Origin of the sequence: Peribacillus sp. RS7 (genome assembly GCF_041956845.1) — a bacterium.
Classification (GTDB): Bacteria; Bacillota; Bacilli; order Bacillales; family DSM-1321; genus Peribacillus.
In genome coordinates, this window is sequence record NZ_CP168135.1 from 976375 (window position 1) to 996075 (window position 19701).

At 40.0% G+C, this 19701-nt stretch carries 27 protein-coding genes and 1 riboswitch; of the genes, 10 read left to right on the forward strand and 17 right to left on the reverse strand.

What is annotated here, in order from left to right; all coding sequences use genetic code 11:
• Positions 1–21: 21 nt before the first annotated feature.
• Positions 22–423: an NUDIX domain-containing protein gene (locus ACDZ29_RS05030; RefSeq protein ID WP_375091104.1), complete on the reverse strand. Its 402-nt coding sequence runs from the start codon at positions 421–423 to the stop codon at positions 22–24.
• Between the two features lie 217 nt (positions 424–640).
• Between ACDZ29_RS05030 and ACDZ29_RS05035 the strand changes: the two genes are divergently transcribed.
• The 4 genes from ACDZ29_RS05035 to ACDZ29_RS05050 all read left to right on the forward strand — a co-directional run bounded on the left by ACDZ29_RS05035 (position 641) and on the right by ACDZ29_RS05050 (position 1683).
• A complete protein-coding gene (locus ACDZ29_RS05035; protein ID WP_375090169.1) occupies positions 641–823 on the forward strand; it encodes a hypothetical protein in 183 nt (60 codons plus the stop codon).
• A 99-nt stretch (positions 824–922) separates the two neighbouring features.
• Positions 923–1069, forward strand: a complete 147-nt coding sequence (locus tag ACDZ29_RS05040; protein WP_375090170.1) for a hypothetical protein — start codon at positions 923–925, stop codon at positions 1067–1069.
• Positions 1066–1233, forward strand: coding sequence for a hypothetical protein (locus tag ACDZ29_RS05045; protein WP_375090171.1), 168 nt, complete (start codon positions 1066–1068; stop codon positions 1231–1233). The genes ACDZ29_RS05040 and ACDZ29_RS05045 overlap by 4 nt, the downstream gene beginning before the upstream one ends.
• A 45-nt stretch (positions 1234–1278) precedes the next feature.
• On the forward strand, positions 1279–1683 hold the full coding sequence (locus ACDZ29_RS05050) for a hypothetical protein (RefSeq protein ID WP_375090172.1): 405 nt from the start codon (positions 1279–1281) through the stop codon (positions 1681–1683).
• A gap of 168 nt (positions 1684–1851) precedes the next feature.
• Here the strand turns inward: ACDZ29_RS05050 and ACDZ29_RS05055 are convergent, their stop codons facing one another.
• The 3 genes from ACDZ29_RS05055 to ACDZ29_RS05065 all read right to left on the reverse strand — a co-directional run bounded on the left by ACDZ29_RS05055 (position 1852) and on the right by ACDZ29_RS05065 (position 6172).
• Positions 1852–5022, reverse strand: a complete 3171-nt coding sequence (locus tag ACDZ29_RS05055) for a bifunctional cytochrome P450/NADPH--P450 reductase (protein ID WP_375090173.1) — start codon at positions 5020–5022, stop codon at positions 1852–1854.
• A gap of 71 nt (positions 5023–5093) precedes the next feature.
• Positions 5094–5669, reverse strand: coding sequence for a TetR/AcrR family transcriptional regulator (locus ACDZ29_RS05060; protein WP_289326358.1), 576 nt, complete (start codon positions 5667–5669; stop codon positions 5094–5096).
• Between the two features lie 272 nt (positions 5670–5941).
• The gene (locus ACDZ29_RS05065) at positions 5942–6172 is read right to left on the reverse strand and encodes a MazG nucleotide pyrophosphohydrolase domain-containing protein (RefSeq protein WP_375090175.1); all 231 of its coding nucleotides are present in this window, start codon (positions 6170–6172) and stop codon (positions 5942–5944) included.
• A 140-nt stretch (positions 6173–6312) separates the two neighbouring features.
• Here ACDZ29_RS05065 and ACDZ29_RS05070 point away from each other — a divergent pair, with 140 nt between their 5' ends.
• Positions 6313–6894 (forward strand): TIGR00730 family Rossman fold protein, encoded by a 582-nt coding sequence (locus tag ACDZ29_RS05070; protein WP_375090176.1) that lies wholly within the window; start codon positions 6313–6315, stop codon positions 6892–6894.
• 72 nt (positions 6895–6966) lie between these two features.
• Here ACDZ29_RS05070 and ACDZ29_RS05075 read toward each other — a convergent pair whose 3' ends face one another.
• Together ACDZ29_RS05075 and fabZ are read right to left on the reverse strand one after the other, a co-directional pair.
• The gene (locus ACDZ29_RS05075; protein WP_375090178.1) at positions 6967–7392 is read right to left on the reverse strand and encodes an NUDIX domain-containing protein; all 426 of its coding nucleotides are present in this window, start codon (positions 7390–7392) and stop codon (positions 6967–6969) included.
• Between the two features lie 33 nt (positions 7393–7425).
• Positions 7426–7851 carry a 3-hydroxyacyl-ACP dehydratase FabZ gene (fabZ, locus tag ACDZ29_RS05080; protein ID WP_375090180.1) on the reverse strand — a complete coding sequence of 142 codons (426 nt, stop codon included), beginning with the start codon at positions 7849–7851 and terminating at the stop codon, positions 7426–7428.
• A gap of 758 nt (positions 7852–8609) precedes the next feature.
• On the opposite strand from fabZ, the gene ACDZ29_RS05085 reads away from it, so the two are divergent.
• Positions 8610–9566, forward strand: coding sequence for an alpha/beta hydrolase (locus tag ACDZ29_RS05085; RefSeq protein WP_375090182.1), 957 nt, complete (start codon positions 8610–8612; stop codon positions 9564–9566).
• Positions 9567–9873: 307 nt separating this feature from the next.
• Here the strand turns inward: ACDZ29_RS05085 and ACDZ29_RS05090 are convergent, their stop codons facing one another.
• The gene (locus ACDZ29_RS05090) at positions 9874–10488 is read right to left on the reverse strand and encodes an undecaprenyl-diphosphatase (protein WP_375090183.1); all 615 of its coding nucleotides are present in this window, start codon (positions 10486–10488) and stop codon (positions 9874–9876) included.
• A 191-nt stretch (positions 10489–10679) separates the two neighbouring features.
• On the opposite strand from ACDZ29_RS05090, the gene ACDZ29_RS05095 reads away from it, so the two are divergent.
• The 4 genes from ACDZ29_RS05095 to ACDZ29_RS05110 all read left to right on the forward strand — a co-directional run bounded on the left by ACDZ29_RS05095 (position 10680) and on the right by ACDZ29_RS05110 (position 13176).
• On the forward strand, positions 10680–11075 hold the full coding sequence (locus ACDZ29_RS05095; protein ID WP_375090184.1) for an SRPBCC domain-containing protein: 396 nt from the start codon (positions 10680–10682) through the stop codon (positions 11073–11075).
• Positions 11076–11327: 252 nt separating this feature from the next.
• Complete coding sequence (locus tag ACDZ29_RS05100) at positions 11328–11714, forward strand: hypothetical protein (RefSeq protein ID WP_375090185.1); 387 nt, start codon at positions 11328–11330, stop codon at positions 11712–11714.
• 170 nt (positions 11715–11884) lie between these two features.
• Entirely contained in the window at positions 11885–12511 is a 627-nt protein-coding gene (locus ACDZ29_RS05105; RefSeq protein WP_375090187.1) for a DUF3885 domain-containing protein, read from the forward strand.
• 71 nt (positions 12512–12582) lie between these two features.
• On the forward strand, positions 12583–13176 hold the full coding sequence (locus ACDZ29_RS05110; protein WP_375090188.1) for a dienelactone hydrolase family protein: 594 nt from the start codon (positions 12583–12585) through the stop codon (positions 13174–13176).
• A 13-nt stretch (positions 13177–13189) separates the two neighbouring features.
• Here the strand turns inward: ACDZ29_RS05110 and ACDZ29_RS05115 are convergent, their stop codons facing one another.
• The 10 genes from ACDZ29_RS05115 to ACDZ29_RS05160 form a co-directional block, all read right to left on the reverse strand.
• Positions 13190–13384: a Fur-regulated basic protein FbpA gene (locus ACDZ29_RS05115; protein ID WP_289326367.1), complete on the reverse strand. Its 195-nt coding sequence runs from the start codon at positions 13382–13384 to the stop codon at positions 13190–13192.
• A gap of 33 nt (positions 13385–13417) precedes the next feature.
• A complete protein-coding gene (locus ACDZ29_RS05120; protein ID WP_289326368.1) occupies positions 13418–13627 on the reverse strand; it encodes a Fur-regulated basic protein FbpA in 210 nt (69 codons plus the stop codon).
• A gap of 212 nt (positions 13628–13839) precedes the next feature.
• On the reverse strand, positions 13840–15048 hold the full coding sequence (locus ACDZ29_RS05125; RefSeq protein WP_289326369.1) for a M20 family metallopeptidase: 1209 nt from the start codon (positions 15046–15048) through the stop codon (positions 13840–13842).
• 86 nt (positions 15049–15134) lie between these two features.
• The gene (locus tag ACDZ29_RS05130) at positions 15135–16007 is read right to left on the reverse strand and encodes a MetQ/NlpA family ABC transporter substrate-binding protein (RefSeq protein WP_375090190.1); all 873 of its coding nucleotides are present in this window, start codon (positions 16005–16007) and stop codon (positions 15135–15137) included.
• A 22-nt stretch (positions 16008–16029) separates the two neighbouring features.
• Positions 16030–16680 (reverse strand): methionine ABC transporter permease, encoded by a 651-nt coding sequence (locus ACDZ29_RS05135; RefSeq protein WP_289318292.1) that lies wholly within the window; start codon positions 16678–16680, stop codon positions 16030–16032.
• A gap of 13 nt (positions 16681–16693) precedes the next feature.
• A complete protein-coding gene (locus ACDZ29_RS05140; RefSeq protein ID WP_289334338.1) occupies positions 16694–17716 on the reverse strand; it encodes a methionine ABC transporter ATP-binding protein in 1023 nt (340 codons plus the stop codon).
• A 40-nt stretch (positions 17717–17756) separates the two neighbouring features.
• Entirely contained in the window at positions 17757–17930 is a 174-nt protein-coding gene (locus ACDZ29_RS05145; protein WP_375090192.1) for a hypothetical protein, read from the reverse strand.
• Positions 17931–18032: 102 nt separating this feature from the next.
• Positions 18033–18144: riboswitch (SAM riboswitch) on the reverse strand.
• Between the two features lie 140 nt (positions 18145–18284).
• Positions 18285–18752: a GNAT family N-acetyltransferase gene (locus tag ACDZ29_RS05150; RefSeq protein WP_375090193.1), complete on the reverse strand. Its 468-nt coding sequence runs from the start codon at positions 18750–18752 to the stop codon at positions 18285–18287.
• A gap of 98 nt (positions 18753–18850) precedes the next feature.
• Positions 18851–19219, reverse strand: a complete 369-nt coding sequence (locus ACDZ29_RS05155) for a DUF4440 domain-containing protein (RefSeq protein WP_289326374.1) — start codon at positions 19217–19219, stop codon at positions 18851–18853.
• A 22-nt stretch (positions 19220–19241) separates the two neighbouring features.
• Complete coding sequence (locus tag ACDZ29_RS05160; RefSeq protein WP_375090194.1) at positions 19242–19484, reverse strand: hypothetical protein; 243 nt, start codon at positions 19482–19484, stop codon at positions 19242–19244.
• Between the last annotated feature and the right edge of the window lie 217 nt (positions 19485–19701).

Sequence of the window (19701 nt, forward strand, 5' to 3'; positions counted from 1 at the left end):
TTTTTTTAAGGAAGGTTGGTTTCATGAATGATACGTTTGACCATTTTTGTAAGTGAATGTGTAGTTTCCTTCTTTATTCAATAGAACCGGTAAGTACTGTGCGACCATTTCAGCAATTCCGAGATTCTCTGGATGGAGGATCCACTCAATCGATTTCCATTCCAGAATACCTTCCCGCGTTTTTTTCGGTGTTTCATATATTAAATCTGCATCCACTTCATACAAATATACATATATCCCATCCAGTTCACCTTCTGGAGTCTCCCAAGTTACCGTTCCTTTAGAAAAAAAGGGCTCTACTTCAATGTCCGTTTCCTCAAACACCTCACGCCGTGCACCTATATCAGGTGTTTCACCGTTCTCGATTTTGCCCCCTACCCCGTTCCATACACCCATAATTGGAGCCTTCTCCCGATTGAGCATGAGTATTTCATTACCTTTCTTAACAAAACAAACTGTATACTTAAACATTATATAAAGTGACCCCTTTATCGTTAGTTTAACCCCACCACATGGCCGTGACGAATGTTGACCATAGAGAGCGTCATCTGCCTCCACTATTAACACACCCTCAAATTTTAACAATGAATAAAGAATCCGTAAACGTCCGTCCTCCCTCAATGGATGTTGTACTCCCCATTTGCAAACCAACTCTTCTATTTTTGCGAAAATAGCTTATTTCACTCGTGAGTTTGATCGTTTGAGCTGTTTACTCGTGAGTTTGTGCTTTTTACTCGTGAGTTTGCGTGTTTTACTCGTGAATTTGTGCTGTTTACTCGTGAGTTTTGCTGTTTACTCGCGAATTCGTGCTGTTTACTCGTGAGTTCGTACTTTACTCGTAAGTTTTGCGCTTCACTCGTGAATTTGTGCTTTTTACTCGTGAGTTCGTGCTGTTTACTCGTGAGTTTGAGCTGTTTTACTCGTGAGTTCGTGCTGTTTACTCGTGAGTTTACGCACTTTACTCGTGAGTTTTGCTGTTTTACTCGTGAGTTTTGCTGTTTTACTCGTGAATTTTGCTGTTTTACTCGTGAGTTCGTACTTTACTCGTAAGTTTGCACTTTACTCGTGAATTTGTGCTGTTTACTCGTGAGTTCGTGCTGTTTACTCGTGAGTTTGCGTGTTTTACTCGTGAGTTCGTGCTGTTTACTCGTGAGTTTTGCTGTTTTACTCGTGAATTTTGCTGTTTTACTCGTGAGTTCGTACTTTACTCGTAAGTTTGCACTTTACTCGTGAATTTGTGCTGTTTACTCGTGAGTTCGTGCTGTTTACTCGTGAGTTTTGCTGTTTACTCGTGAGTTTTGCTGTTTTACTCGTGAGTTTTGCTGTTTACTCGTGAGTTTGCGTGTTTTACTCGTGAGTTTTGCTGTTTTACTCGTGAATTTGCGTGTTTTACTCGTGAGTTTGTGCTGTTTACTCGTGAGTTTGTACTTTACTCGTGAGTTTTGCAGTTTACTCGTGAATTTGTGCTGTTTACTCGTGAATTCGTACTTTACTCGTGAGTTTTGCGGTTTACTCGTGAGTTTTGCTGTTTTACTCGTGAATTTGTGCTTTTTACTCGTGAGTTTGATCTGTTTACTCGTGAATTTGTGCTGTTTACTCGTGAATTCGTGCTGTTTACTCGTGAGTTTTGCTGTTTTACTCGTGAGTTCGTACTTTACTCGTAAGTTTGCGCTTTACTCGTGAGTTTTGCTGTTTTACTCGTGAATTTGTGCTGTTTACTCGTGAATTTTGCTGTTTTACTCGTGAGTTCGTGCTGTTTACTCGTGAATTTGTGCTATTTACTCGCGAATTCATATATCATTGCCGCACAAGAAAAGCAGCGATTCTCTTGGAATCGCTGCTCCCTCCTATTTATGCTCCTGCCCAAACATCTTTTGCATATCTGCCATTCTCCTCTAATGATTGCAGCCATTCCGTGGCTTCCTCTTGAGGTTTTTGATAGAAATGCATATAGCTGTCGATTAATGTTCGTTCAACATCGGGTGCCATTTTACCTCCGTCTCCGCAGATGTATAGGTGTCCTCCTCCTTCTTTTAATAAAGGAAGTATGTCATGAGCGTTTTCCGCTAATCGGTTCTGGACATACGTTTTTTCTTGGCCGGGACATCTTGAGAAAGCGGTGTGCAGTGTTACAAGTCCCTCTTGTTCGGCTTGCACGAGTTCTTCTTGATAGAGGAAGTCGTGTTCCGGATTACGGCATCCAAAGTAAAGGTGGGCAGCCCCTAGCGTTTCACCTTTTTCCTTCAGAACGCGACGAGCCTGAATGAATCCTCTGAATGGTGCAATTCCTGTTCCAGGGCCAATCATGATGATTGGTTTTCCTGTTTGCTCTGGAAGTTGGAAATTGGATTGCGGCGTATTGATAAAGCAGGCTACCTTGTCGCCTAAGGAGCGTTCTGCCAAATAATTCGATGCAATTCCTTTGTATTCCCCGTTGCCGCTCAAAGCTTCCCCGCGGACAACGCTGACGGTGATGCTTGCTTCTCCTTCCTTGTGAAGTGGAGAGCTTGAAATAGAGTAGTATCTTGCTTTTAAAGGTGGCAGTAAAGCCAAGAAACGTTCAAATGGGATTTCACATGCAAGATACTTTTCTATAAGATCAAGCATGGTTATGCGCTTGTTCAGGATTTCTTGTTTATAGGTACTGTCCTCAAGTAGTTCTTCAAGTTCTTTTACATGTGGAGGACATACCGTGTAAGTGGCAAGCGCCCGAATTTGAGACCGGGTGGCGGGTTCTTGGAACTCCACATGATTTGAAAGTAACTCCTCGAGTTTTACTGGTTTTCCTGTAGGAAGATGGGCAGCTTTTCCCGAATCCCCAGTCAGATTCACGTAATCTTTGCCGTTTAGGTTAAATCGACTGAGCACTCGCTCGACAAGTTCCGGTGGATTTTGTGGAAGAACCCCGAGATGATCGCCTTCCTGATAATGTATTCCCTCTGGCAAAGTTAACTCTATATGCCGTGTACTTCTTCCGCTTTCCACATGTTGTAATTCGTAATTCCTTTTTAAAATGGCTGTAAAAGCATGATGGGTGCGGGCTAGTGGCGTTCCGCTCACATCGCTTACGAAGTTCATCGTAATCGAGCTGACTACCCGATCATTCATATTCACTTCAATGTTAAGGGTTTCGGCAAGATTCGGCCAAAGGGCTTCTGTCCATTTCTCGTAATCACCTTCAAAGTCATCACTTGCATCTCCATAGCCTGTTTCTGACAGCCGCACCGCTCCTTTTTGTTCCAGCTGCTCATCAATGAAACGTGGAATGCGTTGGTACGTATCGGCCCAATTGCGGTCCCCGCATCCGAAGATCGCATAGTGAACACCATCCAATGTGTCATCCTGACTTTCCTTCAGCCATGAAACAAAGTCACCCGCATTATCAGGGGGATTTCCATTATAAGATGCCGAGACGATGAGAACAGCCCCTTCTCGAGGTAGCCGATCCGTGTAATCATTCAAAGGGGCAATCTCGGCATTGAAGCCTTGCCGCTTTCCTGATTCAGCAAGGTCACGAGCAATCCCTTCCGCTGTTCCCATGTTTGATCCAAACAGGACAAGTAATGGTGTACCATGTGCTGATTCGATTGAAGATGCCGTGGCTCCTTTGTCCGCAGACTTTGGTTCTGGAGAAGAAACGGTAAACGACATCTCCGGCTTCCTCGGAGAAACGCGCATGGTCATCCCGTCCGGTTTGAGAGTCAACGTTTCTTTAACATCCAATTGATATTCTTCATGATCAATCAAGTCAAAGTGCTGTAAAACCATGCCAAGCACCAGTGTCGCTTCATGAAGGGCAAACTGCTGTCCGATACAGGCGCGCTGCCCGTTTCCAAACGGTTTATAAGCATGATAAGGGATGGAATCCAAATCCTCGAACCGCTCAGGAATGAACGATTCAACGTCATCACCCCAAACGGATGGATCACGGTGAAGCTCAGGAATAAGTAGCGAGAACACATCGCCTTTCTTCACCTTGTATTTTCCGCCCAGCATGGTATCTTCTTTAGCATAAACGGAAAATGCCGGAGCTGTCGGCCACATACGAAGCGTTTCATTCAGCACCATCCGGACATATTTCAGCTTTTTCACTTGTTTGTAATCAGGAACATCATCACCAAGCACTTCATCGACTTCCTGCTGCGCTTTTTTCAACTTGTCCCTGTTATTCATCAGGAAATAGATGGCGAACGATAGGAGACCGCTCGTCGTTTCGTGCCCGGCTATTAAGAAGGTAATGATTTGAAAACGAATATTTTCAACATCCAGGGAAACGCCCGTTTCAGGATCGACTCCCTTCAACATATGGGAAAGAAGATCATCTTCTCCTTGATCGCCATTTTGTTTTCGTTCAGCAATCATTTCATCCACTAGAGAGAACATATATTGAATGTCTTCCCTGAATTGTTTTTTAGACTTGATCATCAGTTTATCTTGGATGCCAAGTCGCTGCGTTTGACTCATCGCTTCATCCAACGCACGCACCATACTGGTGACGAAAGGATGGGTGGTCTCCCGATAAAAACTGTTAAAGCGGTAATTGAACCCGCAGAGTCCGATCGTATCCAAGGTCAATCGTGTCATATCTTCAGGAACATCTATCTCATCAGCCGGATTCAGGCGAGCCCATTTTTGAATGAGTTGGGTTGCAAGATCCACCATTTTAGCATGGTAGCCCTTCATTGCCTGCTGGCTAAAGCTGGGCAGCAGGATGTTATGGGCTTTTTTCCAATTCGGCTCCGTGGTTTCACTTGTGAAGAGTCCATCGCCGCCGAACGCTCTCACTTTTTGTAGGGCAGGTCCAACTTTCTTATCAAACCTTGCTTCATCACAAATTTCTTTAGCGAGGTCAGCACTGGATACGAATGTAGCGATGCGACCAGGAAATTGAAATTGAAAAACCGGCCCAAGTTCCCGTGCCAGCTTCATGAAAGACTGAAGCGGCTTATCCTTATCAATGATAGGCAGGCTGCCTAGGGGTCCGTAAGTTTTTGGCTGTGGAAACTGAGTTGTATTTTCCATTTTATAAGCACCTCTTTTAATAGTTTAGAATGAGGAATGAACATTCATTCAGTTTAATTGTTAAAAATGTGTCAAGCGTGCAATCGGACTGCATCCCAAAAGCTTTCTTCCACATCTGCCAATAGTTTTGGTTCAGGTTCTAATTCCCCAATGCGGACAAGTCGCTCAAGCTCAAGAAATGCTCCGTAAATGATGGCAATCAAAGCAGAAGAAGGCAGCTCCTTAATTTCTTTTTTTTCTTTTCCATAATCAAAGAAATTTTTAAATATATTCAATAGCCCTTGAAAACTAGCATGACTATCTTCATTTAAAAAATGGGCTCCACTATGTATCTTTATAAAATAAAGAGCTTGGTCCTGCTCATTTGTAAAATGAACCATAGATTTAAAAATATGGTGGAACTGATTGCGAATCGAATCATCATGGGGAAATCCATTCTTGATCGTTTCAGTGAAAATATCCAAGTACTCTTGAAAAATCTTGTTGCCTAGCACCTCCTTATTCTCAAAGTAACGATAGATGGTACCGGCTCCCACCCCTGCCGATGTAGCTATCATCGGAATCGTCGTAGCATCATATCCCCGTTCGGCGAATAGTTCCAAAGCGCTGGATACTATACTGTCTCGTTTATTTACTGCATTGATCATAATGATTCACCCCTTTTATAAGATGCGGAATGAATGTTCATTCCTATTAATGTAAGTGTATACCCAATAAAATCCCATCTCAATCGCGCATAGTACCCATATTTTGTGAATTCTTTGTTAATGAAGAGGGATAAAAGGCTGATGTTTTTCCTTATAATGAGTTAAATTAGTACAAATCACTATCGTTAGACCCATGAGAAAAAGAGCTGATCGTCACAGCTCTCCAAGTTTAAAAACAGGATGTTTTTCATGCACACCAATAATGACGGAAATTATGCATGATGATAGCGTTCGGATAGTTTATTTTTATGGGCATTAAACACTTCTTCCAATGGAATATCGTACTTGTTCGCAATCACAATCAAGTTACCTAGCACATCTCCCAATTCTTCGGTTAACTCCTGTTTGTTCTCTTCAAACGAACCAATAACTTCATCAGGCCTATCCCTGCCAATCTCAAGGGAGCGAATGGCTCGTGCCACCTCGCCAGTTTCTTCTGCCAAAAAGCCAATCTTTTACCCATTGTTGAAATTCAGTGACGTTCATATTCATCCACCTTTCATTTAGATAATTCAAGTTTAACAAAACCCCCTGAATTATGTATGATAAGAAAGGAAGATTACTAAATGGGAGATGTGATATTTTGAAAAGTCTAGCTGTATTTTGTGGATCAAGCATTGGTGCATCTGCTGTCTATGTAGAAGAGGCTAAAAAACTGGGTGCGGTACTGGCAAAACGTAATATTACCCTTGTTTATGGAGGCTCAAGTGTAGGAATCATGGGTGCAGTTGCAGATTCCGTTTTGGAAGCAGGCGGAAATGTAATTGGCGTAATGCCAGATTTTCTAGAAAAAAAGGAAATAGCCCATAAGAACTTAACCGAACTGATTGTCGTGGAATCCATGCATGAAAGAAAAGCTAAAATGGCTGAGCTTGCAGATGGGTTCATGGCCTTGCCAGGCGGGCCAGGAACATTGGAAGAATTCTTTGAGATTTTCACTTGGGCTCAACTTGGTCTTCATCAAAAACCTTGCGGACTCTTAAATATCAATCACTATTATGATCCTTTGGTCGCTTTATTCAATCATATGTCCGACGAACAGTTCCTTCATGAAAAATTTCGTTCGATGGCGCTGGTAGATGTTGAACCAAATGGACTTCTTGATCAATTCAATACATATGAACCGCCAACCGTAAAAACTTTCATTACCGAAAAACAGACCTGATTATAAAAAAACAACAGGCCAAGATCAATAATGACCTTGGCCGGTCGTGATATACTGCTGCGTACTGAAGGGTTAGGTAAATATCAGGTTTAAATAATCTTTATGCCCTTTAATAAGTTCCACTTCATGTTGGGATGAAATCCAGAAGAAATGGAATGTCAGCCCCTCTTCATCTCCTCCACCCGTTGGCTGATAGTCCCATTCATCAGGAACAATCGATACACTTATTTGATAAAAATATCTATTATGTATGGCACCATCAGCGCTCTCCCAAAAATCTTCCGCAACTAATTTCTCCACATAAAAATTCTCAAGACCTGTTTCTTCTTTCATTTCCCTAATCACTGCTTGGTAAGCACTTTCTTGAGGCTTCACTGTTCCCTTTGGTATCTGTATACCCGCTCCTCTAATGGGATGTTGAAAAACCAATACCTGAGTTTCTCCATTTTTAATTCTTGTCACATAACCATAGGCTTTTTTTATCGGTATCAATTTCATACCCCCGTTGTTCAAGTTACCCCTATTGAAAGATCAATCACCAAAAGCAAATATGAGCTCTGTCTCGCATACAGTTTCTCCATCGACAGTAGCCCTTCCTTTTCCTTTCCCGATAGGACCTTTCAAGCGAGTAATCTCCACTTCTAAACATAATTGGTCCCCTGGTCTTACTTGCCTTTTAAAACGACATCCATCGATCCCAGCCAAAAGCCCGATCCGCCCTTGATTTTCTTCTTTTGTAAGCATAATAACAGCACTTACCTGTGCTAAAGCCTCAACGATCAATACCCCTGGCATCACTGGGTGATTTAGAAAGTGACCAGTAAAAAACTCTTCATTTGCTGTTACATTTTTAATGGCCACCGCTCTCTTTCCTTCTTCCAATTCCAGTACTCTATCAACTAAAAGAAATGGATAGCGATGCCTGATAATGTCTTTGATTTCTTGGATATCAACCAATATTAAGCCCCCCATTGTGATGAATTCTTTCCCTTTATTTTACCATCAGGATCATCATATGGATATTTTTGTATTTACTTTCTACATATCGTTCACTAAAATAGCGGCTGTACTTAAAATACAAAATTGAAGTGTTACTAAATAAATAAATGAACTGGTACAACGCTTTATACTTGTGGAAAATATATAGCTGATAATAATTCAAAATGGGTGGCAAACATTTGAAAGTAAGTGGTACTTCAAAAAGTATCACCTGTCCTCATTAGACTAAAGTAGCAGTTTTGTGGAAGAAGGATTTCCACTTTCTCACGAACAAATATTAGAAAATTTTATAGGTCATACTGAAGAATTTATATAAGGATCTAACATATAGTAAGATGTGGAAAATGGCATATAGGTAACGTGTATCCATTAGAATATATTTATGATGTTGAATAGCCATCAGGTGATACTGAAATTTTAAATGACAGTAAAAGATAACATCAAATTTCTAGAGGAAACAAATTAACGCGATTGTATATCTCCTAAAGGGCGTGATGACTATATCGAGCATACCAATCGGTTACCTTATTTCTGTGCTTTTTGTCGCTTGGTGTACATATTTCGTAGTGGCACCATCCAACTTCCCTCGAAGTTTTAACTCTTTAGGTTCTTACTTTTCCGTAATAAATGAGCTACCATTCTTTGCACTTTTCTGGTTGATTGGTTCAAATTCGTTAGCCTTTATTGAAGGCGACGTTCATTCTCCGGTTGGGTGGATGGCTTTTGGAATATCAATTTTGACAGTGGGAACACTCTTAGTGATTATCCATCGGGGATTACAAACTTCTCCTGTAGTCAGTCAAGCCATGAATGATAGTCTTGAGAAAACGTGGCGAACTACAATTAACCCTAAGAATGAGCGCCGATTACACAAGAAATTTAGTTTCACAGCTTTACTCGGTCCATTCTTTAAAAGACGATACGATGTAGTGAGGATTGCAAACATCAACTACGGTAATGCAGGTATGAGAAACCAACTAGATGTTTATCGCCATCGCTCTCATCCGACGGGCTGCCCCACGTTGGTGCATTTGCACGGTGGAGGATTTGTAGGCGGTAAAAAGAACAGCCAATCTCTCCCTCTTATTTACCAGCTTGCTAGCAAGGGGTGGGTGTGCATCAGTGCAAACTACCGCTTAAGTGCTGACGTGAAATTTCCCGACCACTTGATTGACATTAAGAAAGTGATTGCTTGGGTACGCGAGCACGGGTCCGAGTACGGAGCTGACCCTACGACGATATTTTTAGCTGGTAATTCGTCAGGGGCTCATTTGACTGCTATGGCTGCACTAACCCCAAATTCCCCTTCATTCCAGCCAGGTTTTGAGTGTGTGGACACGTCGGTAACTGCCGCCATTTGTCTATATGGCTATTACGGTTATATCGATACACACCCTGGCTTATTCTCATCTCCTATGGCTTACAGTGGAAAAGAAGCACCGCCATTCTTCGTGGTGCATGGTGATCAGGACAGGTTAGTGCCCGTGGAAAATGCACGACGCTTCGCGGAGCATTTGCGTGATTCCTCATCTAATCCGGTTGTTTATGTCGAACTTCCCGGTGCTGAGCACAATTTTGATTTATATCACTCCATTCGTACCAAAGCAGTCGTGCATGGCATTGAAGCCTTTACCGATTGGGTTCGGGCAAATAACAAACATAATTCCAAATAACATCATTGTTTAAGTTTCTAGTCCTTATTTTCAAAAATGGGAGGCAAGACGAGGGATGGAATTAAGGGGTAGCCTCCTGTAATAATATAAAAAACTATGTTTGAATTAGAAAAACAAATTGTTGTGGTAAAACTTTGGTGTTGTAGTAGTAAATGAGGTCATATGTTGAATAAAAAGGATAGATGTATTCAGGAGTGCTTCCCTGTTCATTTATCCTTTTCTCTTATCTAAAATATTTATTGTATTGAATTGAATAAATATTTGCTGGACTTTTTAAAACCTGAGCAACCCTGTTTTTAAGTCTCGCTTAAAAGTCCTTTGATTTTTTTTCCTTCGATTTAGTCAATGGAGATAGAAGTATTTGTTCATACCTCGCATAACCCGCTAATATTTTATGAATCAAACTTATCTTAGGAACAACAAAGTAAACCACCAGGCCCGAAATGGTGCTCAGTATAGCTCCTGCCAGCACATCCGCCGGAAAGTGGACTCCTACCCAAATACGGGAAATGCCAACAAGGAAAGCCAGCATGATCCATAGCATCCACCATCCTCTTTTGAAAAGCCAAAAGGATACACAAAACGAGAAAAACAAGATGGTATGGTCGCTTGGAAATGAATTATCCACTGCTTTTTCAATCAACTTATTAACATTGGTCAATTCGGCAAATGGCTGATTGTTCGAATGCAATCCCCCTGCCATTTTCCCCATCATTTCAGCTATTACAAACGTAATCATTCCACAAACAACCATCATTCTACTCTGTTCATTTCGAGTGAACCATATTACGATGACTGCTAAAGCTAATAAGAATACCATGTACTCGGCAATGAAAATGGCAGAAGGGTTTAAATAAGAGTATTGTTTCCCTAAGTCATTTATCATTCTAAATACATTGACATTCCATTCAAAAAGACTCATTTCATATCCACCTTTCCTCTTTTTCTTTCATAGTAAAAGAAAAGAGGTGTAAATCGCCATCGATTTTCCTAACAGTTTTAGCTACAATCTAACATTATTGTCACGTATTCAACTATCGCTAGAGTATAAATCTTCTTGTATATTTCTTAGACATTCTATATAATCCATAGAAAAATCAGGAGGTTAGTCAAGTGAATAATGATAGTAACTCTGTTCTAATTCATAAAAACCAAGAAGCCGTTTGGCATGCGATTACAAATGATGAAAACATTTCAAAATGGTATGCCCCGGGTTCAAAATGGAATATTCCTAAACTCAAGGTTGGCGAGAAGGCAATCTTCGTATTAATGCCTAGTGCACATAACAATCTTAAAGATAATGAAAGTATTCCAATGAACTTTACCATCCAAGAAGTAATTCCTAACGAAAAGTTTTCTTATTCCTCGGATTCGGATAACCTCGTTTTCACTTTCGAAATATACCCAGAACCTGAAGGAACTAGAGTATCCATTAACATGGACGGATTTGAACTTAGTTTGGCAAATCTAAAAGCATTTTCAGAAGGAAGAGAACTTCCCTATACCTAAATACGACTCATGCTGTTGGAAATGATTTGTGGGTGTCTATTGGTTGGATGGTGCCAATCATTATGATTTCATATTTATATGGAATGAAAATTTTCAGGAAAGTATAAAAAATTATTAATATTTCATTCACTCGCTGGTTTTAAAGTCACGAAGTTTATTAAAAGATGCGAGTAATTTACTTAAACCAATAGAGAAGGTTCGTTGAAGAAGAAGTGATAAAATAAAGGGGAATTTAGTTGTGAGGTGGAAGAAATGAACACCATTTTAAAAGAGTTCTTGGAGTTAAAAGAAATATTAAACTCGTTCAATGGCCTCAATAAAGATTATAATTGGCTACTTACCGACTTAGATTGGTCTTACCCTGAAAATTACCTTGATTACTTCGAAGATTATCGAATTATTGACGACCCTCATAATAACTTCTGGATTACAGGTGAAAATCTAACGGAACTTGCCAATAATAAAGATTTTCATTTTATATGGGGTGCATTTTCGGCATTCGATAAAAACGAAAAAATTGATTTAGATGACATTAAAGAAGAACCATATGCTGATGGGAATCCAAATTTTGGGTGGAAAATCCAATTATCCAACATCCTAAGGCTATGGTTGAATTGGTTCTGTGGGACTCTTCATTGATTTTACTTCTTAGTAAAGATGATGATATATCCAGAAATTTCAGAAATACTTTTGAAGGGTGGAAAGATTTAATTTATCACAATCAGTCGTAATACCAACTGCTGCAACCCTTTTCTTCCGAACTAAAGGACAAGTTAATGAGGAATGAGGAAAATTAACGAGGTGCAAAAATGCTTTTAAACGAATTTATGAATGAGAATTTCCCAAACTTAGAACTTAGACCACCCGTGTTTTATAGTTGGAAAATTGGTATCCGTTTTGAATTAGGTGTGGACTATGATAGTGGTTTTGCTTATGAAAATAGCCCATATCTACAAGGAGTATATAAAAGGGCGATCACTTTATTTAAGTCCTTGCATTCTAATAACGATGATATTTATATTGTAGTTGACGTTAGTGATTATGCAGATGATTTTAAACTTCAATCAAAAACTTTTTCTCGTTATATTAAAGGGAAATCTGTCTTATATGGGTTAAACCAAAAGACTATTATTCATGACGATGATGAAGAAGGAACATATAAAACACATAGATTCACTTTAAAATGTAAAACATCTGACTTCAAATACATTCCTATGTTGAAAGCAATCTGCAATCAGGATATGGGGATAAGACCTAGTATTTTTAATATGGTCTATTTTATCAACATCAACAGGAAAACTATATTTCACGTTTATGATGACAGGGGTTGTGATTTAGTGGCGACCTCGCGCGAAACAATAAGAGATGTTTATGACAACTACAACGATTGGATATTAGCTTACGACAGAAATGAAACAGACGGGGTATTCAAATAAAGGATTCAACTAACAAGTGCGTTAGCTGAAGATCAATATATAATGAAGCAATAGGATAATGGGGGGGAAAAATGCTGCACATACAGAAAGATTCCGATACTGTAATCATTGTCATTCACGAAATTTATGGACTGAACGAACATATGCAGGGTTTTTGTGAATCATTAACGAATCAGGGTTTTGATGTCATCTGTTCGAATTTGTTAGACCGAGAGGCACCTTTTGATTATTCCCAAGAGGATGCTGCTTATCGTCATTTTATGGAGAATGTAGGTTTTACAGGCGCTTTACATAAAATAAAGGATATATTATCGGATGTTAAAGATGAATACCAAAAAATATTCATCCTTGGATTTAGTGCAGGGGCAACTGTGGCTTGGCTGTGTAGTGAGGACGAATGTGTCGATGGAATGGTTGGATACTACGGTTCCCGTATTAGGAATTATGTAGAATTAACGCCACAATGCCCTACACTGTTATTGTTTCCGCAAGAAGAATCAGCATTTAATGTGGACGAATTGATTTCAGCTTTAGAAATAAAGAATATCGAAGTGCATAAATTCAACGGAAAACACGGATTCAGTGACCCTTACAGTTCAAAGTATCATGTAGAATCAGCACAAAACGCTTTTAGCAAAATGATGAAGTTTTTCATGATGAACTGAGGTGTCACATTCTCTAATATCGTTTTGTATTGATCCATTGTATCGAACCAGCATCACTATGGGGATGACTGTCCGTTTGAACCTTTTTGTACTCCACTTCCAATTCTTTCAAGGTTAACTTCATAAGCTGTTCCACACTCTTATTTACAGTATGGATCATAAGTTTATGGATTAATTCCTTCCGCCTTTCTTCCACACTCTTCCTCATTTCACCCTCCCCTTTTCATTATCTTTCCACTGATTATATGAAATGATGTATCTTCAGACAGGGGTAATGATCATCGGATTCCTTCTCTTCAATTTTAATTATTTTGATATATTCTTCCTCTAAATCGGTTAGTGTTAATTCAAATAGATGGATGTCATTCTTTTTATAGACTCCCTCGTTAATCAACTTGTTGATCAGGAAGTTTCTTTTCTTTTCAATTGCTTTACGTAATAATATCCCCATAATAAATCCTCCTTTATTATATGAACAACTACGGTATTGGAACAGCGATGGAACCTGGCTCATACACCAAAAAAAACGGAGACATCTCTTTTTAAAGAAAAGTCTCCGGTTTTCCGGTCAATTAACCTATAATTCCTATTTAATTACTTGGTATTGTTATTTCTTATATTACAAACTCCGGGCTCCGTAGTCAACAAAAATTTTTATTTTATTTATTTTTCCGTTTGCTTCGCTTCATGAAATGCCGTTTTCACCTTACCCAACAGGTCTTTATCCGATAGCAATCGATATCCTGTAAGCGCAAGTGCTTTTGCACCAGTCAGGATGGCTTTGTTTCCAGCTTCTGATTTAGCACAGTCGCGGAATTCATTCGTATGGGCTATCAACTCATCCGGTCCAATTTTAATATAAGGATGGGCTGTCGGCACTACATGGCTTACATTACCTGCATCCGTCGAACCAAAACCACTCTCTTTTCGAGGGGCCACCGCTTCCCCCAATTGATCCAGTTCTTCTTTTAACAGTTCATCAAGGACTGGATTAATGACAAAATCGAGTACTTCATTTTGGAAACGCTCGACTTTAACCGTGCTTCCTGTGGCAAGCGCTGCCCCTTCAGCGACAGCACGTATTTTACGGGACACTTCTTGGCAAAGTTTCCATGTTGTTGCCCTAATGTAAAATCTGGCTGAAGCAAATTCAGGAATGATGTTAGGCGCTTCCCCGCCATTGGTGATTATTCCGTGGATCTTGACCTCGGTTGGAAGCTGCTGGCGCAAAGCATTAATGCCATTGAACAGCTGAATCACCCCATCAAGTGCATTTACGCCTTGTTCAGGAGCAGCAGCCGCATGTGCTGCCTTCCCGTAAAAATGAAAATCAAGGGGATCGACGGCCAAAAATGGACTAGTTATACCCGTTTGCCCGGCAGGATGGATAATGATGGCTGCATCCACCCCATCAAATAGACCATGTTTCACAAAACTGCCTTTTGCGCTTCCATTCGGCCCGCCCTCTTCAGCCGGTGTACCGAAAACAATCACCTCTCCGCCCGTTTCCTCCAGCACTTGAGCCAAGGAAATGCCTGCTGCAACACTCGTTGTGCCGATGATATTATGGCCACAAGCATGGCCTAAACCCGGCAATGCATCATACTCGGCTAAAAAGGCAATGGTAGGTCCTTCCTTTGAAGAGGTTTTTTTGGCGATGAATCCTGTTTCATGTCCAGCTATATTGCGGGTCACTTCAAATCCTTCATGGTGAAGTATTCCGGTTAACGTGTCCGAAGCGAAGAACTCTTGATTCCCAATTTCGGGTTTGGCATGAATGGCTTGACTCGTTTGGATATATAATTCGGAATGAAGGTCGATGTGATCTTCAATGATTTGCTGATGCTGCTTCTGCACTAATTCTCTCGCCATACTCTTATCTCCCCTTTTATTTATTGGTTTAAAAAGCCGGATAGCATTTTGAATCCTTCCGGCATTCCTTCACATTGTTCTATTCATCATTTTTCGTTAGCTGGTTTTGTCCAAGCATCTTGGTAATTCAATAATTCATCTACAGAAACATATGCAGGAATGGTGTTTCCATTAAACGTTTTTTCAATGAATTCCTTCACTTCTTTCGATTGATAAAGCTCTACTAATTTTTGCAGCTCAGGACGATCGGCATTTCCCTTTTTAACTGCAATGATATTGATATATGGTTTCGCCGTTTTACTTTCATGGAATAATGCATCTTTTAAAGTAAGGTCTGCTTCGACGGCAAAGTTATTATTAATGGCTGAAGCATCGGCATCATCCAATAGACGCGGTGTATTGCCGGCAGCAACAGGTTTGATTTTCAATTTTTTCGGGTTTTCCTTAATGATTTCCAATGATCCCGATCCATTGAATTCCTCTTTCAATGTAATCAATCCAGCTTCTTGAAGAAGGAGTAACGCACGGCCAAAGTTTGTTGCTTCATTCGGAACCGCTATCGTAGCGCCATCTGGAAGATCCTTGAGATCTTTGTGCTTTTTCGAATAAAGGCCCATAGGTGCAATGACAGTCGACCCGATGGCCTCTAATTTCAGATTTTGATCTTGAACGAATTCATCGAAGTAGGCGACCGTTTGGAATGAATTCGCATCAATTTCCCCTTCACTTAATGCAAGGTTCGGTTGGATATAATCATTGAAAGTGACCAGTTCGATATTCAGCCCCTTATCTTTAGCTAAGTCGACAATGTATTCCCATGTTCTCGTATCCCCACTGCTGACACCGACTTTTACTGTTTTCACATCATCCGAAACGCCTGATGCACCCTCTTCGTTCCCGCATGCTGCAGCCACGATGGCCAATGCCAATACTATGATCGTTAATAAGATTTTCTTCATTTTCTCCTACCTCCTGTTATTTTTATCTTCTTCTGATTTTTCTTGAAACAAAATTCCCGGTGGATTGTAGTAATTGAACGATGATTACGAGCGCCGCTACTGTGACGACCATCGTCATCGTATCGAACCTTTGATAACCGTAAGCCAAAGCTAAATCTCCGACCCCGCCTGCTCCGACGGCACCTGCCATGGCCGTAGATCCGACCAGCCCGATTGTCGCTGTTGTAAATGTAAGGATCAATGAACTAAGTCCCTCGGGAATCAAAAAGCGGTAAATGATTTGCCATGTCGTCGCCCCCATCGCCTGAGCTGCCTCGATGATCCCTTTGTCCACTTCCAAAAGGGAGTTTTCGACAAGCCGGGCAATATAAGGAGCCGCGTAAAAGATAAGCGGAACAATGGCTGCATTCGTTCCGATCGCACTGCCTACGAGCATTCTGGTAAACGGAATAAGTGCTACAAGCAAGATGATGAAAGGAACCGACCGCAATATATTGATGATCGGATTCAATACATTAAAGATCCATTTATTCTCCAGGATGTGACCCTTTCTTGTAATGACAAGCAGGATACCGAGCGGAAGCCCAATCAATCCGGAAAATACCAATGAGATGGCTACCATATAAAGTGTGTCACCGAAAGCTGTCGACAGCTGCTCTGCCGTTATTTCCATTCCCCAAAGCGTATTACCCATTTATCTGCACCTCCTGGACGAGAATCCCCTCATCTTTAATATATTGATAAGCCTTGTCCACCTCTTTTTTGTTCCCTGTCACTTCGATGATCAAATTCCCAAAAGGCGTTTCCTGAATTTCAGAAATATTGGCTGATAATACGCTTAAATGAACATCATATTTCTTCGAGATGGTAGAAAGTAAAGGAGTACCCGAAGTAGTCCCAATAAAATTAATTTTCCAAATAATCGGGATATGGGACCCTATACTTTTTAGGAAACTTTGTGGAATCTCATCATGTATGACCGTTCTCACGAAGTTTTTTGCAATATCCGTCTGCGGCTTGGCAAAAACCTCGAAAACTGAACCTTGTTCAACCACGCATCCGCCCTCCATGACCGCTACTTTATTGCAAATTTCCCTAATAACAGACATTTCATGAGTGATTAACAGAATCGTAATATTGTATTCTTTATTAATTTTCTTTAAGAGCTGCAGAACCGCACTCGTTGTTTGTGGATCCAATGCAGATGTAGCTTCATCACACAATAAGATCGATGGATTGGTAGCCAATGCTCTCGCTATGCCGATCCGCTGCTTTTGACCGCCGGATAATTGTTCCGGATAGCTCTTTGCCTTGCTTGATAAGCCAACGAACTCTAACAGCTCGCCTACCCGCTGTTTGATTTCTTTACTAGGAGTTCCTGATAAAACCAGCGGCATGGCGATATTATCAAAAACAGTCTTTGAGTTTAGCAAGTTGAAATGCTGAAAGATCATTCCGATTTTTTTCTTTTCTGCCCGCAATTCCTTCGGATTTAATGAAGTTAAATCCTTACCCCCGACAATCACCGAACCATCTGAAGGCTGTTCAAGCAGGTTGACCAACCTGATCAACGTACTTTTCCCGGCCCCGCTATAACCGACGACACCGAATATATCCCCCTTTTCCACCGTCAAATTAATTCCTTTCAAAGCCTCAACGGTCTGTTTCTTTGTTTGATAAACCTTTTTAACATTTTGAAACTCAATCATCCTATCTCCCCCCATGTTGTTTATTTGTTAAAATTCATTATCAGAGAAGAGCTTTGCAAAGTTTCATAATGATAGGGTTAATTTCGAAATTCACGAGTAAATGCCCGAAACTCACGAGTAAATGATCGAATCTCACGAGTAAATGCCCGAAACTCACGAGTAAATGATCGAATCTCACGAGTAAATCAATAATTCTCCAAATAACCATATACATTTTGAATAAACAAAAGAGGCCTCTTCCGTCATCAGACAGAAGAGGCCTCTTTTAGAAATAAAAAAGAGTAAACTCTTAATTTAATTATCTAAGAAAAGCTCCTTCTTATCTTTCAAACTTTCGTCCGTTGGAATTAGCACAGTATTTTTACAAAAGTAAAAACCCGCTGCCGAGGTATCATAGGGCCAAGTCCCTCCACATCTCTTGATAAGAATTAACGTTATATTTAATTATGTCCTTCACTATATATTCTAATTTCTCTAAAGTCAACCATATTTTTAATCGCTCTAAATATTTTCATAGTATAGTGACTTGTTGCTTTTTAATTATATTAATATAATTTTTATTTCTATTTTATAATGATTTACTCATTCTCCATACAGGGTAATTTTCATTTTCTTCGCTTATCTTCATCATGCCCGAATTCGTATATAATCGAATCGCCCTTTGATTATCCGGAGAAACCCTTAAATGATATTCGGATACATTAAATTGCCTGAAAAAGTTTTCTGCGTAGCGAACCAATTCCTTGCCAAGGCCTTTACTGCGGTATTCAGGAATAAGATAAAATAGATTCACATAGCCGATCTCAGTTCCTTCATACTCCCGAATTTGAAGCTCCATTTGTCCAATCGGTTCTTGGTCCTTTTCAAGGATCACCTGTCCATCCGGAAATTTGCGGACCCGTTCTTTCATTCGTTGCAAGTATGTATTTTCATCTCCAAAACCGTCTTCAGATCCAAAACTTACAACAAATGAATCTTTCCGGAATTTAACGATAATATCTTTATCTTTGTCCGTATCAATGGTACGAAAAAGCAACTTCATCCACCCCTATCATTTTATTGGAATAGTTTTCAGATAGGTAATACTCATTTTTTTACGCTAATTCACCATTTTCAATTTCATAAATAAAAGGCTTAAAGAGGCCCTTTCGTTTTTGTGCCTTGATGAAAAAACATTTGCCATCTTCCATTCGTACATTTCCAGATTGAACTTCTTAAGGTATGTTCCGCTTTACTTTCATCAAAAATCCGGTACGTAGTTAACACGGTATCCTCTGACAATTGATGCATGTCAAATTGACTTAAGGTCATTTTCACCGCACCGGCTCCCTCTTCCCCCACAAAATCGCTTTTAGTCCATATATTACCCGAACTGCCAAACTCAAAGAAATCATCTTTCAATAATAATGAAAGCTCTTCTGGAGATGTACGGATTTCAGATTTTAACAATTTCTCCTCCAGCTGATACAAATGCTCTTTTAACAACGAAGAATCACTTTCCATTCATCTTGTCCTCCTTTTTCAACTACTTTCCTCGAGTTGACTGCTTCTCAATACGATTGGAAAATGGTGTATAATTCATACAAAGACTTTCATACGGTGGTGAATTCATGATCCATGCTGTCAAAGATTTTTTTTCCAGCTGCTTGCTGATTACCAGTTGGTTAATATTTGCGGTCAGCAGCATTTTTTCGTTTTTAACCGTTTTTGCCATACCTATTTTCTTATTAATATTTTCAACTGGCTTAATTTGTTTCCATATTTCCAAGAAACTGGACTCATGGCGGATTTCTAAGTGTTAAGAACAATTTATTCCACAATAATTGCGGTAATTCCTTTTTAAACTGCATTCGATACGAATTATTCCTTGCTAAACCGAATAATATGGTCCTCAAAATGGATTAATTCGACCTACAATCGACTTATTTCGTCCTAAACCGGATTATTTCGACCTACATCAGTTTAGTTCGACCTACACCCCATTT

Excerpts from the sequence above, each read along its gene's own strand:
- ACDZ29_RS05030 (WP_375091104.1), bottom strand. The coding sequence starts at position 423 with ATGCTCAATCGGGAGAAGGCTCCAATTATGGGTGTATGGAACGGGGTA.
- ACDZ29_RS05055 (WP_375090173.1), bottom strand. The coding sequence starts at position 5,022 with ATGGAAAATACAACTCAGTTTCCACAGCCAAAAACTTACGGACCCCTA.
- ACDZ29_RS05060 (WP_289326358.1), bottom strand. The coding sequence starts at position 5,669 with ATGATCAATGCAGTAAATAAACGAGACAGTATAGTATCCAGCGCTTTG.
- ACDZ29_RS05075 (WP_375090178.1), bottom strand. The coding sequence starts at position 7,392 with ATGAAATTGATACCGATAAAAAAAGCCTATGGTTATGTGACAAGAATT.
- ACDZ29_RS05085 (WP_375090182.1), top strand. The coding sequence starts at position 8,610 with ATGGCTTTTGGAATATCAATTTTGACAGTGGGAACACTCTTAGTGATT.
- ACDZ29_RS05090 (WP_375090183.1), bottom strand. The coding sequence starts at position 10,488 with ATGAGTCTTTTTGAATGGAATGTCAATGTATTTAGAATGATAAATGAC.
- ACDZ29_RS05100 (WP_375090185.1), top strand. The coding sequence starts at position 11,328 with ATGAACACCATTTTAAAAGAGTTCTTGGAGTTAAAAGAAATATTAAAC.
- ACDZ29_RS05105 (WP_375090187.1), top strand. The coding sequence starts at position 11,885 with ATGCTTTTAAACGAATTTATGAATGAGAATTTCCCAAACTTAGAACTT.
- ACDZ29_RS05110 (WP_375090188.1), top strand. The coding sequence starts at position 12,583 with ATGCTGCACATACAGAAAGATTCCGATACTGTAATCATTGTCATTCAC.
- ACDZ29_RS05115 (WP_289326367.1), bottom strand. The coding sequence starts at position 13,384 with ATGAGGAAGAGTGTGGAAGAAAGGCGGAAGGAATTAATCCATAAACTT.
- ACDZ29_RS05120 (WP_289326368.1), bottom strand. The coding sequence starts at position 13,627 with ATGGGGATATTATTACGTAAAGCAATTGAAAAGAAAAGAAACTTCCTG.
- ACDZ29_RS05125 (WP_289326369.1), bottom strand. The coding sequence starts at position 15,048 with ATGGCGAGAGAATTAGTGCAGAAGCAGCATCAGCAAATCATTGAAGAT.
- ACDZ29_RS05130 (WP_375090190.1), bottom strand. The coding sequence starts at position 16,007 with ATGAAGAAAATCTTATTAACGATCATAGTATTGGCATTGGCCATCGTG.
- ACDZ29_RS05135 (WP_289318292.1), bottom strand. The coding sequence starts at position 16,680 with ATGGAAATAACGGCAGAGCAGCTGTCGACAGCTTTCGGTGACACACTT.
- ACDZ29_RS05140 (WP_289334338.1), bottom strand. The coding sequence starts at position 17,716 with ATGATTGAGTTTCAAAATGTTAAAAAGGTTTATCAAACAAAGAAACAG.
- ACDZ29_RS05145 (WP_375090192.1), bottom strand. The coding sequence starts at position 17,930 with ATGTATATGGTTATTTGGAGAATTATTGATTTACTCGTGAGATTCGAT.
- ACDZ29_RS05155 (WP_289326374.1), bottom strand. The coding sequence starts at position 19,219 with ATGGAAAGTGATTCTTCGTTGTTAAAAGAGCATTTGTATCAGCTGGAG.